Here is a 12,280-nt window from a genome sequence, read left to right as displayed (position 1 = left end):
GAGCCCGTGATGAGCCGGTATCTCGACCCGGTCGAGCAGATGCTGACGCTGCCCGATGTCAGGCAGAGCAGAACGGCGTTCCATCTCTCCTGGGCCATCGGCTTCGTCGTGCTCGGGACGATCGTCGTCTGCGTCGTCCTCCGCGCCGCTTCCGCGTCAGAGGTGACGTGCGCGCCCGGTGCCGACTGCTCGGCGATGGTCGGCGCGAGCCGCGCGCTCACGCTGGCCCTCCTCCCCTTCAGATTGCTCTTCGTGCTCGCACTGAGCATCGGGGGTGCCTACATGATCCGGCACCGCCTGTGGTTCAATCGCAGCGCCGACTCGCTCCGACGTCTCACGGGCGCCCCCGTGAGACGCGTGTTCGAGCGCGCGTGGAACTCGAACGATGCTGGGAACGAGTGGATCTATCAGCAGTTCCGTTCAGGCCGACTCGCCGCACTGCAGTAGCTCGGGATGCCGCAGTGGCACAACCTCGGCGACCTCTACGTGCACGTCTACGAGTCGCGAGTCGACCGCGTGGCGTACGTCTGCATCGGTTCGCACGCGGCTCGCCGTCGTGGAACCGACACCGGGTGGAGGCCGGTCGTCATGGTCGGCCCGTGGTACGACTACACGATGCAGTACTTCGGGATCGCGCGGACGCCGACTGCGGCGTGACGCTGAGAGCCGAAGGTGCTAAGCTTCTGAAGTTGTCTGCGTTCAGTGCACTCTGTGCTGCGCGGAGGCACGATGTATCAACACCCTCCTGTCACAGAAATCCTGTGGCCGTGAAGTCCGAAGGAGGTGGGTCAATAATGCATCCGTACGAACTGATGGTGATCCTCGATCCGGGTATCGACGAGCGCACCGTGGCCCCCAGCATCGAGAAGTTCCTCGGCGTCATCCGCAATGCGGGCGGCGAGATCGAGAACACCGATATCTGGGGCAAGCGTCGTCTGGCCTACGAGATCAAGAAGCAGTCCGAAGGCATCTACGTCGTGGTGAACTTCACCGCGACGCACGAAGCCACCGCTGAGCTCGATCGTCAGCTGGGTCTCTCCGAGGCCGTGCTCCGCACCAAGGTGCTGCGCTCCGACGAGCTCATCGCCCAGCGCGCAGCTCAGACGAAGCGCGACCAGGCCAAGGCCGCTCGCGCAGCCGCGAAGGTCGGCGCGTAGCTCATGGCCGGTGAGCCGCTGATCACAGTCGTCGGTAACCTCGTTGCCGACCCGGAGCCGCGCGTCAGCCAGGCGGGAAAGTCGTGGGTGACCTTCCGGATCGCCTCGACCCCTCGCGTGCGCGACCGCCAGTCGGGCGACTGGTCGGACGGCGAACCGTTGTGGCTCGGGTGCCGCGCATACGGCGAGTACGCCGATAACATCGCGGCATCGCTCACCAAGGGCATGCGCGTCATCGTGCAGGGCCGTCTCACCCAGCGCAGCTACACCGACAACCAGGGGCAGCAGCGCACCTCTCTCGACCTCGAGGTCGAAGAGGTCGGGCCCTCGCTCCGGTTCGCCACGGCTCAGGTCGCGCGCGGCCAGGCACGTGGTCAGGTCGGCGGCTTCGGCGGCGGCAATGCCGGTGGAAATCAGCCGGCAGGGCAGAGCAGCTGGGGTCAAGCCGCAGCTCCGCAGCAGCAGCAGGACAACCCCTGGACCAATTCGGGTCAGGGCGAGTCGGGCGGCGGCTTCGGCGGCGGTTTCGACGACGAGCAACCCTTCTAAACTTCTTGATCCGGCTCAGCCGGAACGCATCACGAAAAGAGACCAATTATGGCAGGCAAGTCCAGCGGCACAGCCCGCAAGCCGGGTCGCGGTAAGAACGCCAAGACCCTCGCACCCGCGAAGAAGCAGACCGTCGGCGTCATCGACTACAAGGATGTCGCAACGCTCCGCAAGTTCATCTCCGAGCGCGGAAAGATCCGCGCCCGTCGTATCACCGGTGTGTCCGTTCAGGAGCAGCGACTCATCGCGAAGGCCGTGAAGAACGCCCGCGAGATGGCTCTCCTCCCCTACGCCGGTTCCGGCCGGTAAGGAGTAGAGCAAATGTCAAAGGTAATCCTCACGAACGAGGTCCAGGGCCTCGGTTCAGCCGGTGACGTCGTCGATGTCAAGACCGGTTTCGCTCGCAACTACCTCGTGCCCCAGGGCTACGCAGTGCACTGGACTCGCGGTGGCGAGGCTCAGGTTGCGCAGCTCCGCGCCGCACGCGAGGCTCGCGCACTCGCATCGGTGGAAGACGCTCAGGCACTCAAGGCCAAGCTGCAGGAGGGCAAGATCCGCCTCCTGACGAAGACCGGCAACGGTGGACGTCTCTTCGGCTCCGTGAAGCCCGCCGCTGTGGCGGCTGCGGTCTCCGAGGCCGGCATCGGCGAGATCGACAAGCGCAAGATCACGCTCCCCGCGATCAAGACCACGGGTGAGTACCAGGCGATCGTGCACCTCCACGAGGGTGTCGACGCCAAGGTGACGCTGCAGGTCATCGCGCAGCGATAAGCACCGCGCACTCGCGACGGCGGGACGCCGACCCGGTTCTCCGGGTCGGCGTCCCGCCGTTCGTGTGTGCGCTCCCGTATGCGGGGTCGAACGGGCGATGGCGGCCGCGAATACGCCGCCGTCCGCCGGAGGCGGCTCGTTGAACAGGTCGTGAACGCCCGACGGGATTCGGGCCGCGGAACCGCTATCAATCCGGGCCTCTTGACCGCAAGTTCTCCACATGTCGGGCGTTTCACGAAGCCTCAACGTGTACCTGAAACTTGAATAACTTTCTGCCTGTGGATATCTAAAACACCAGATCAAGGGCTATAAACTTCTTTCGCTCCACAAGCTCTCCACAGGTTGTCCCCAGGCGTGTGGACAAGATGTGGGGCGACGCGGTGAGTTATTCACCGAGTTATCCACAGGGTCGGTGCCCCTGTTGATCCTGCTGTTTTGATCGGAGCCGCGCGGGCCATACCGTGAATGTCCGGGGTCTGGTGTCTGATCGATCAGTAACCGAGTCCATCGCTGTGAGAGGAAGTCTGCACGTGTCAATCGCACACCTGGGCATTTCGGATCCGTTCGTCAACGACGATTCCCGGGGGCATGAGCGGACGCCCCCGTACGACCTGCTGGCAGAGCAGAGCGCGCTCGGCGGCATGCTGCTCTCCAAGGACGCCGTCGCGGACGTGACGGGGCTGCTCAAGGGCCCCGACCTCTACGTGCCGAAGCACGAGGTGATCTACGAGGCGGTGCTGTCGCTCTACTCGCGCGGTGAGCCGACCGATGTGATCACCGTCACCGACGAGTTGACGAAGAGCGGCGAGCTCCAGCGCGCGGGCGGCGCGGAGTACCTGCACACCCTCACGAGCATCGTGCCGACAGCCGCGAATGCGAGCTTCTACGCCGAGATCGTGGCGGAGAAGGCGCTCCTCAGGCGCCTGGTGGAGGCCGGCACCCGCATCGTCCAGATGGGATATGCGGGCGAGGGCGAGGCGATCGATCTCGTCAACGTGGCGCAGTCGGAGATCTACGGCGTCACGGGGGAGAGCCAGGGAGAGGACTACGTTCCGCTGCACCTCGCCGTCGACGCGGCGCTCGAGGAGATCAACAAGGCGAACAGCGCCACCGGCGGCATGCTCGGCGTGCCGACGGGCTTCAGCGAACTGGACGCCATGACCAACGGGTTCGCCGGCGGGCAGATGATCATCATCGCCGCGCGACCGGCGATGGGAAAGTCGACGCTCGCGATGGACGTCGCCCGGAACGCATCGGTGCACGCCAACGCGCCGACGGTCTTCTTCTCGCTCGAGATGGGGCGGGCCGAGATCGCCATGCGACTGCTCGCCGCGGAGGCGAGCATTCCGATGCAGACGCTGCGCAAAGGGGCGCTCGACAACCGCGATTTCCAGAAGCTCGCCGCGACCCAGGCGCGCGTGGCGGAGGCGCCCCTGTACATCGACGACAGCCCGAACCTGACCCTGGTCGAGATTCGCGCGAAGTGTCGGCGGTTGAAGCAGCAGCACGGACTGCGAATGGTCGTCATCGACTACCTGCAGCTGCTCTCCAGCGGGAAGAAATCGGAGAGCCGTCAGCAGGAGGTGTCCGAGTTCTCGCGTGCGCTCAAGCTCCTGTCGAAGGAGCTCGACGTGCCCGTGATCGCGCTCTCGCAGCTGAACCGTGCCTCGGAGCAGCGCGCCGACAAGATGCCGGCCATCAGCGACCTTCGCGAGTCGGGTTCGCTGGAGCAGGACGCCGACATGGTGATCCTCCTCCACCGCGAGGCCGTCGGAGACCGCGACAGCCCGCGCGCGGGCGAGGCCGACTTCATCCTCGCCAAGCAGCGCAACGGGCCGACCGGCACCGTCACCGTCGCGTTCCAGGGCCATTACTCCCGCTTCCAGGACATGCCGCAGGTCTGACACCCCTGACGGCCGAGTCCTCGGTCTCGACCGCTGCCGTGCGCCTCGGCACCGACCCGGCGCCGTGCGGTGCCGGGATTCTCTCCAGCGAGGCCGGGGTAGACTGGACCGTGACCGAGAAAGGGGTGTCATGCCTGCTGCAGTTTCGACGACTGCGGGATCGACGACTCCCGAAATCCCCGTCTCGCGCACAGTGAAGCTGGTGCGAGTCGCAGTGCTCCTGATCTCAGGCATCGCAATCGCCTTCTCCGCGCCCCTGCACGAGCAGCTCGCGTTCGACCGTGGCATGGCCGCACTCACCATCGGCGCCATCGGCATCGCGCACCTGGTGGAGTGGTGGTCACGACGGCCCGCTGGCGGCGATCCGTTGCCGCTCCTGCTCGGCATCGCCTCGTGCGCGCTCGCGGTCGGCCTCGCGTTCACCGGCTCCGCCATCGCGTTCGCGATGGTCGTCGCAGGGTGGGCCGTCGTCAGCGCGATCCTCGAATTCCTCGGGACCACCGTGCGCCCCGGAAGCCGCCAGGACGCCATCTTCCTCGGCGCGACCGGCATGCTCCTCGCCCTACTCGTCGTGCTGGTACGCAACGATCAGGTCGCAGTACTCGGGTTCCTCGGCGCCTACGCCGTGCTCGCCGGAGTGTTCCTCGGCATTTCCGCGTTCGACACGCGCCAGGAGCGCGCGTCTCGAGATGCCATCGCCGGCGACCGATAACCGACCACGATTCTCCGGAAAGCAGACATGACTCAGCCCCCCGAGCCCGCCAATCAGGAACCCGTGACGCCGTCGCGCCGTGACCGCCTGAAGCCGCTCGAGCTCATCGGTTTCTCCGTGGTGCTCGGGCTGTTCGCCGGACTGGTGGTGCTGATGGCGACACGGGATCTGATCCTTGCAGCCGTATTCCTGGGCATCGGCTTCATCGTCTCGATCATGATGGTGGCACTCGTCGGGCTGGGCGGTAAGCCGAGTCAGGAAGACATCGACGCTCGGAAAGACCTGCAGCGACCGGACGACAAGCCCAACTGGCACTGATCCGCCGGTTCACGCCGAGGGGCTCGTGCGGTGTCGGGAGCGACGCCGCTCCCTGCGAGCGTCGCGTCGCCCGAGCGTCCAGGCACGCGCATCTCGGCTGGAGAGCGCGAGCATGAGCAGGATGTCGAGCGACACCGTCAGCAGCGTCGTCCGCACGGTGATCTCCGCGCCCGCGGCGAAGTAGCTCACTGCGGAAGCCGTGACGCTCACGGCCGCCCACCCCATCGCGAGCATTCGCGCACGATTGCTGCCGCGCCAGAGCAGCCACGCGAAGAGGGCGAGGGCGCCGAGCCAGACCGCCTCGAACGCGGCGAGCACGCCGAGCGCAACGGCGGGCGCGACGCCGTCGAGTTCGAGGTCCTGCTGGATCGACGGCCACTGGGCGAAGACGCTGACGACCCAGACGATGCCGCCGACGCAGCGCAGCAGCACCAGCAGGGCGCCGCCGGTGAGCGACGCCGGACGGGGAGCGGAGACCGGGGCCGGAGCGGACGGGCTCGCGAGCGCGCTCACCGTCTCAGAGGCGGCGCGCTTGCCGGGATCGCGCATCACGAGGTCGCCGAGTTCTGCTCGGGGTACCCGACTTCGAGGATCGGCAGGTCGCCATCGGTGCGGATGCTGTCGCCGCCCCCATTCCTCGAGTGGTACCCGGTGGCGAAGTCGCGCAGGGTCTCGAGCCCCACCGCCGGGTTCGATGCACGAACGGAAGCGATGATGTGATCTCGCTCCACGTCCGTATCGGCGTCGATCTTGTGCGTGACCTGCAGCGTGAACAGTGAGAGCCCGACGGCGCGATCGAAGGTCCCCGCGGCGAGCCAGTCCACGCGCGCCCCGCCCGGGAGCAGCCAACCGTCGGGGGTGCGCCAGAACCGCACGTGATGCCGCTTGGCGGGATTCCCGGCGACCTCCTGCTGGTACGCGAAGTCCTGCACGCGCGAGAAGAGCATGAGCGGGCTCACGGGCGCGCGGTCGTAGCTGCGCCGCGTGACGGTCGACGTGATGATCCGCCACGAGGAGGAGAGGGTGACGGCGTCGGCGGGGATCCAGCCGGCCCGTTCGAGCGCGCGGCGCAGCTCCGCCTCCCCGCCTCGAACCGCGAGGTTGACGGGATCGCCGAGCAGGCCGTCACTCGTTCTCGTGCGTCCGATGAAGTAGTCGGGCACATAGATCGTCGTGAGAATGCGGTGGAGGCGGGGCAGCGCGAGGTACGCCAGCGTCGCCCAGAAGATCACCCCGAACAAGATGCCGAACCAGCCGATGTGGAAGCTCTCGGTGAAGATGAGCCAGGCGAGCCAGACCGCTGCGACCCCCGCATAGACGAAGAAGAAGTGATCGAGCGCTGTCGTCACCGAGAAGCGCCGGCGAGTCGGTGCTCCACCGTGCGCCGGCGGTGCGACGTTCTGCTCTGAACTCATAGTCACATCGTAATCAGCGGGAGGCGGACCGTGCAGAGGGATCGCGGCGGGCGCCGTGGGTTCCCGGGCCGTCCGCCGATCCTGCGCCCCGGCGGCCCCGATTCAGCGCTGCAGGAAGTCGACGAGCCGCACCGCGTCGCCGATGTAGGTCGACGGGGTGAGCGCGAGCAACCGCTGCTTCGCGGCATCGCCGATCTCGAGCCCTTCCACGAACTCGATGAGGTCGGCCTGCCCGATGCGGCGGCCGCGCGTGAGCTCCTTGAGCGCCGCGTACGGATCGCTGATCGTCGACCGACCGGCGGTCACCTCTGCGCGGATCACGGTCTGAATCGCTTCTCCGAGCACCTCCCAGTTGGCGTCGAGATCGGCGGCGAGCACCTCGGGCGCCGCGTCGATCTGACCGAGCCCCTTGAGGATGTTGTCGAGGGCGAGCACCGAGTGGCCGAGCCCGACGCCGATGTTGCGCTGCGCCGAAGAATCGGTGAGGTCGCGCTGCCAGCGGCTCGTCACGAGCGTCGCGGCGAGCGAATCGAGGATCGCATTGGAGAGCTCGAGGTTCGCCTCGGCGTTCTCGAAGCGGATCGGGTTCACCTTGTGCGGCATGGTCGACGAGCCCGTCGCCCCGGCTACCGGAATCTGGCGGAAGTAGCCGATGGAGATGTAGCTCCAGATATCCGTGGCGAGATTGTGCAGAATGCGGTTGGCGTGGGCGATGCGCGTGTACAGCTCGGCCTGCCAGTCGTGCGACTCGATCTGCGTCGTGAGCGGGTTCCAATCGAGCCCGAGCCCCTCGACGAACTCCTGCGAAACCTGCGCCCAGTCGGTCTCGGGATCCGCGGCGAGGTGAGCGGCGAAGGTGCCGGTCGCGCCCGAGAACTTACCGAGGTACTCGACATCGTCAATCTGGTTGAGCTGACGCTCCAGACGGTGCACGAAGACCGCGAGCTCCTTGCCGAGCGTCGTCGGGGTCGCGGGCTGACCATGGGTGCGGCTCATCATGGGGAGCTCGCGGTACAGCTCGGCCTGGCGCGCGATCTCCGCGATGACCGTCTCGAAGCGCGGCCGCCACACATCGGCGATCGCCTGCTTCACGGTGAGCGCATAGGAGAGGTTGTTGATGTCCTCGCTCGTGCAGCACACATGCGTCAGCTCGGCGAGGCGGCCGAGCCCCTGCGACTCGAGCCGGGCGCGGACGAGGTACTCGACGGCCTTCACGTCGTGCTGCGTGACGCGCTCGGTCTCGGCGAGCTCGTCGATCTCGGCCTGGCCGAACTCGGCGGCCCAGGCGCGCAGTGCGACGACCTGCTCGGGATCGATCGGGGTGCCTCCGAGCAACGAGTGCTCCGTGAGGTACACGAGCCACTCGACCTCAACGTGCACGCGCGCCTTGTTGAGGCCCGCCTCGGAGAGGGTGTTGCCGAGTTCGGCGACCGCAGCGCGGTAGCGTCCGTCGAGGGGGCTGATGGGCTGCGTGGGGAGCGGGGTCATGTGAGCCTCTCGGAGTTCGGGATCGCGGTCCGTCGTCCATTCTCCCACGCCGGGCGCCGCACCGGTCCGTTGCCGCCCGCGGGGGCGGGGCTCAGCGATCCTTCTTGCGGGAGGTCCCGAGCAGTCCGTTCAGGATTCCGGAGAGGATCGACAGCACCAGTGCAGCGAGCACGCCCCACCAGAACCCGTCGAGTCGCAGGCCGAACCCGGCGAGATCGGAGAGCCAGGCGACGACGGCGAGGAGCACGCCGTTCACGATCAGGCCGAACAGGCCGAGCGTGAGGATGTAGAGGGGGATCGAGACGAAACGCACGACCTTGCCGAGCGTCGCGTTGACGAGGCCGAAGACGAGCGCGACCAGTACGAGCGTGAGGAGGTACCCCGAGCTCTCGGTGTTGATCGGCACGATCCAGACGCCGTGGTCGCCGCTGCCGCCGACGATGAGCGTGGTGAGCCAGAGGGCGAAGGCGTTGACGAGGACTCGGAGGATCGTGCGCATGCTTCATTCTCTCACCCGATGCGTGCATCGCGAGAGAGCGATCGAGCACCGCCGTGGGCGCTCAACGAGTACATGCTGGCCTGGTCACTAGACTCACTTGTCATGAGTGACAACGTCGTGCCCCCCGTCCGTTTCCGTGCGGACGTGCTCGCCGTCCCGGCGTACCGCCAGGGCGCAACGCCCACGAAGCCGGGCTACAAGCTCTCGAGCAACGAGAACCCGTTCGAGCCGCTCCCCGGTGTGCTCGATGCGATCGCGCAGCGCTCCGACATCAACCGGTACGCCGCCGTGGCGATGCCAGAGCTCCGAGAGACGATCGGCGCGGAGTTCGGCGTCGACGGAACGCACGTGCACCTGGCTGCGGGCTCTGTCGCGATCCTCTTCCAGCTCGTGCAGGCCGCCGCCGCCGCGGGCGACGAGTACCTGCACGCGTGGCCGAGCTTCGAGGCGTACCCGTCGCTCGGCCTCGCCTCGGGCGCCGTTGCGAGCCGCGTGCCGCTGACCCCCACCGCCGAGCACGACCTCAACGCGATGGCCGACGCGATCACCGAGCGCACCCGAGTCGTGCTGCTGTGCTCGCCGAACAACCCGACCGGGCCCGCGATCCGCCGCGCCGACTTCGACCGGTTCATGACGCGAGTGCCGGCCGACACCCTCGTCGTGCTCGACGAGGCGTACCGCGAATTCGTCACCGACCCCGAGGCGGTGCGCGGCGAGGAGGTGCTGCGGCAGCACCCGAACCTCGTCGTCCTGCGCACCTTCTCGAAGGCCTACGGCCTCGCCGGCCTCCGGATCGGGTACGGCGTGGGCGATCCCGCGATCTTCGCTGCTGCGGCCAGCGTGGCGATTCCGCTCTCGGTCACCGGAATCGCGGAAAGCGCTGCGCGAGCCTCGCTCACCCCCGCGGCACGAGCCGCGCACGCCGAGCGCGTGGCGGCACTCGCCGAGCGACGCGATGCGCTCGCCGCTGCGCTGCGCGAGCTGGGCCTCGCGATTCCGCAGGCGCAGGCGAACTTCGTCTGGATTCCCGAGACGGGTCAGGCGCCCGGGGGAGTCGCCGATGCGCTCGCGCTCGCCGCAGACTTCTCAGAGGCCGGGACGCTCGTGCGCCCGTTCGCGGGAGTCGGCGTGCGAGTCTCGGTCGGAGAACCGGAGAGCGTTCCGGTCGTCATCGACATCGTGCGGCAGCATCTCGCGCAGCGGTAGGCGCCCCGGCATGACATCGACGGTATATCCCGCCCGGTGCAGCAGCACTCATTACACTGAATCGAGATGAGCGAACAGATCACAGAGCGCCTGCTGCGCAGCGACGATCCCGAGCCGATCCGCTTCTTGGACGCGGAGGGCGGGTACGCGCCGTCCGGCACCGCAGCCGAGTACGCCGCCGAGCTCGAGGGCATCGGCGTGGACGACTTCAAGCAGTGGTACCGGGACATGGTGTCCACGCGTGCCTTCGACACTGAGTGCACGCACCTGCAACGGCAGGGCCAGCTCGCACTCTGGGTGCCGAGCGTCGGCCAGGAGGGCTGCCAGGTCGGCCTCGTGCGCGCCACCGAACCCCAGGATCACGTGTTCCCCGCCTACCGCGAGCACCTCGTCGCGCAGGTGCGCGGCGTCGACCTGCTCTCCATCGCCGCGCAGTTCCGCGGCGTGACGCACGGCGGATGGGACATCACGGATCCGGCCAACGGCAACGTGCACCTCTACACCCTGGTGCTCGGCTCGCAGACGCAGCACGCCACCGGGCACGCCCTCGCGCAGGTGCTCGACGCGAAGCGCCGCTCGGGCAGCACGACGCTCGACGCGGGCGAGGCGGGCACCCCAACGGGCGAGGCGACCATGGTCTTCTACGGCGACGGCACCTCCAGCCAGGGCGATCCCAACGAGGCGATGATCTTCGCGGCGAGCTACCAGACGCCGGAGGTGTTCGTCGTGCAGAACAACGGCTGGGCGATCTCGGTACCGGTGGCGCGTCAGTCGCGCACGCCGCTCTACCGTCGCGCACTCGGCTTCGGTCTGCGCGCGGTGCAGATCGACGGGAACGATCCGCTCGCAGCCTACGCGGTGGGTCGGCGTTTCATGCGCCTCGCGCGCGAGGGCGCGGGGCCCGGGTACATCGAAGCGCTCACGTACCGCATCGGCGCGCACACGACCGCCGACGACCCCACGCGCTACCGCCCCGAGGGCGAGCTCGAGTCGTGGCAGTTGCGCGACCCGATCGCACGCCTCGAGGCGTACCTGCGGGGGCTCGGAGTGGATGACGCGTTCTTCGCCGAGGTCGCCGAGACCGCGGACCAGCAGGCGAAGGTCGTTCGCGACCAGATTCTGACCCTGCCCGCGCCGCACCCGGAGTCGATGTTCGCCCACGTGTACGCCGAGCCGCATCCGCGCATCGACGAGCAGCGCGCCTGGTTCGCCGAATACGAATCGTCGTTCGAGGGGGGCGCCGAATGACCGAGGGGCAGACGCTGACGGAGCGCACCACCCTGCCGATCGCGAAGGCGATCAACGAGGGGCTGCGCGCCGCGATGGTCGAGAACGACCGTGTGCTGCTGATGGGCGAAGACATCGGCCCGCTCGGGGGCGTGTTCCGTGTCACCGACAGACTGCAGGCCGACTTCGGCTCAGCGCGCGTGCTCGATACGCCGCTCGCCGAAGCGGGCATCGTCGGCAGCGCGATCGGTCTGGCACTGCGCGGGTACCGCCCCGTGGTTGAGATCCAGTTCGACGGATTCATCTTCCCCGCGTTCAACCAGATCACCACGCAGCTCGCGAAGATCCGCGCCCGGCACGACGGCACCGTCAACATGCCCATCGTGATCCGTGTGCCATACGGCGGGCACATCAACTCGATCGAGCATCACGAGGAGAGCCCGGAGGCGTACTTCGCGCACACCGCCGGCCTGCGCGTCGTGGCCCCGTCGACCGCGAACGACGCCTACTGGATGATTCAGCAGGCGATCGCCTCCGATGACCCGGTGCTCTTCTTCGAGCCGAAGGCCAAGTACTGGCACAAGGGCGAGGTCGATCCAGGTGCGCCCGCCTCCGGCCTGCACCAGAGTCGCGTGGCCCGCACCGGCACCGACTGCACGGTCGTCGGGTTCGGCGCGATGGTGACGACGTTGCTGCAGGCCGCGGAGATCGCCCAGTCGGAGGGCACGAGCCTCGAGGTGATCGATCTGCGCACCGTTTCGCCCATCGACTACGAGCCCGTGCTCGCCTCCGTGCGCAAGACGGGTCGCCTCGTCGTGGCGCAGGAGGCCTCGGGCAACGCGAGCGTTGGCAGCGAGATCGCGGCGACGGTCGCCGAGCGCGCCTTCTACTCGCTGCAGGCGCCAGTGCTGCGCGTCTCGGGCTACGATGTCCCGTTCCCCGCGGCGGCGATCGAACCGCTCTTCCTCCCCGATGCGGACCGGGTGCTCGAAGCCGTCGACCGCACGATGCACTACTGACCCCCGAACTGACAG

General features: G+C 67.8%; 16 protein-coding genes. 12 read left to right on the top strand and 4 right to left on the bottom strand.

The genetic code is table 11. The features are described from left to right. The first annotated feature begins 9 nt into the window (after window positions 1-9). From JE033_RS08435 to JE033_RS08395, 9 genes are all read left to right on the top strand, one after another. On the top strand, window positions 10-447 hold the full coding sequence (locus JE033_RS08435; protein ID WP_200330761.1) for a hypothetical protein: 438 nt from the start codon (window positions 10-12) through the stop codon (window positions 445-447). Window positions 448-453: 6 nt separating this feature from the next. Continuing rightward, window positions 454-657, top strand: a complete 204-nt coding sequence (locus JE033_RS08430) for a hypothetical protein (RefSeq protein WP_200330759.1) — start codon at window positions 454-456, stop codon at window positions 655-657. 137 nt (window positions 658-794) lie between these two features. Then, complete coding sequence (rpsF, locus tag JE033_RS08425) at window positions 795-1,157, top strand: 30S ribosomal protein S6 (RefSeq protein ID WP_090145806.1); 363 nt, start codon at window positions 795-797, stop codon at window positions 1,155-1,157. 3 nt (window positions 1,158-1,160) lie between these two features. After that, window positions 1,161-1,706, top strand: a complete 546-nt coding sequence (gene ssb / locus JE033_RS08420) for a single-stranded DNA-binding protein (protein WP_200330757.1) — start codon at window positions 1,161-1,163, stop codon at window positions 1,704-1,706. A gap of 48 nt (window positions 1,707-1,754) precedes the next feature. Then, the gene (gene rpsR / locus JE033_RS08415) at window positions 1,755-2,015 is read left to right on the top strand and encodes a 30S ribosomal protein S18 (protein ID WP_010155628.1); all 261 of its coding nucleotides are present in this window, start codon (window positions 1,755-1,757) and stop codon (window positions 2,013-2,015) included. A 12-nt stretch (window positions 2,016-2,027) separates the two neighbouring features. Then, window positions 2,028-2,477: a 50S ribosomal protein L9 gene (rplI, locus tag JE033_RS08410; protein ID WP_090145809.1), complete on the top strand. Its 450-nt coding sequence runs from the start codon at window positions 2,028-2,030 to the stop codon at window positions 2,475-2,477. 530 nt (window positions 2,478-3,007) lie between these two features. After that, a complete protein-coding gene (gene dnaB, locus JE033_RS08405) occupies window positions 3,008-4,381 on the top strand; it encodes a replicative DNA helicase (protein ID WP_090145812.1) in 1,374 nt (457 codons plus the stop codon). 130 nt (window positions 4,382-4,511) lie between these two features. Beyond that, the gene (locus tag JE033_RS08400; protein ID WP_200330755.1) at window positions 4,512-5,093 is read left to right on the top strand and encodes a hypothetical protein; all 582 of its coding nucleotides are present in this window, start codon (window positions 4,512-4,514) and stop codon (window positions 5,091-5,093) included. A gap of 27 nt (window positions 5,094-5,120) precedes the next feature. Then, window positions 5,121-5,411 carry a hypothetical protein gene (locus JE033_RS08395; protein WP_090145817.1) on the top strand — a complete coding sequence of 97 codons (291 nt, stop codon included), beginning with the start codon at window positions 5,121-5,123 and terminating at the stop codon, window positions 5,409-5,411. A 9-nt stretch (window positions 5,412-5,420) separates the two neighbouring features. Here the strand turns inward: JE033_RS08395 and JE033_RS08390 are convergent, their stop codons facing one another. The 4 genes from JE033_RS08390 to JE033_RS08375 all read right to left on the bottom strand — a co-directional run bounded on the left by JE033_RS08390 (window position 5,421) and on the right by JE033_RS08375 (window position 8,813). Then, window positions 5,421-5,963 carry a hypothetical protein gene (locus JE033_RS08390; protein ID WP_200330753.1) on the bottom strand — a complete coding sequence of 181 codons (543 nt, stop codon included), beginning with the start codon at window positions 5,961-5,963 and terminating at the stop codon, window positions 5,421-5,423. Beyond that, entirely contained in the window at window positions 5,960-6,826 is an 867-nt protein-coding gene (locus JE033_RS08385) for an LssY C-terminal domain-containing protein (RefSeq protein ID WP_090145822.1), read from the bottom strand. The genes JE033_RS08390 and JE033_RS08385 overlap by 4 nt, the downstream gene beginning before the upstream one ends. Window positions 6,827-6,928: 102 nt before the next feature. After that, entirely contained in the window at window positions 6,929-8,314 is a 1,386-nt protein-coding gene (purB, locus tag JE033_RS08380) for an adenylosuccinate lyase (protein ID WP_200330751.1), read from the bottom strand. 91 nt (window positions 8,315-8,405) lie between these two features. After that, window positions 8,406-8,813, bottom strand: a complete 408-nt coding sequence (locus JE033_RS08375) for a phage holin family protein (RefSeq protein ID WP_200330749.1) — start codon at window positions 8,811-8,813, stop codon at window positions 8,406-8,408. A 102-nt stretch (window positions 8,814-8,915) separates the two neighbouring features. On the opposite strand from JE033_RS08375, the gene JE033_RS08370 reads away from it, so the two are divergent. The 3 genes from JE033_RS08370 (at window position 8,916) to JE033_RS08360 (ending at window position 12,265) form a co-directional block, all read left to right on the top strand. After that, entirely contained in the window at window positions 8,916-10,019 is a 1,104-nt protein-coding gene (locus JE033_RS08370) for a histidinol-phosphate transaminase (RefSeq protein ID WP_200330747.1), read from the top strand. Window positions 10,020-10,085: 66 nt separating this feature from the next. Then, a complete protein-coding gene (locus JE033_RS08365; RefSeq protein ID WP_200330745.1) occupies window positions 10,086-11,267 on the top strand; it encodes a thiamine pyrophosphate-dependent enzyme in 1,182 nt (393 codons plus the stop codon). Further along, window positions 11,264-12,265 carry an alpha-ketoacid dehydrogenase subunit beta gene (locus JE033_RS08360; RefSeq protein WP_200330743.1) on the top strand — a complete coding sequence of 334 codons (1,002 nt, stop codon included), beginning with the start codon at window positions 11,264-11,266 and terminating at the stop codon, window positions 12,263-12,265. The genes JE033_RS08365 and JE033_RS08360 overlap by 4 nt, the downstream gene beginning before the upstream one ends. Window positions 12,266-12,280 lie beyond the last annotated feature (15 nt).

The sequence above is a fragment of the Leucobacter sp. L43 genome, assembly GCF_016597785.1.
In the GTDB taxonomy this organism is placed as follows: Bacteria; Actinomycetota; Actinomycetes; order Actinomycetales; family Microbacteriaceae; genus Leucobacter; species Leucobacter alluvii.
This window is presented reverse-complemented; position numbering and strand designations above follow the sequence as displayed.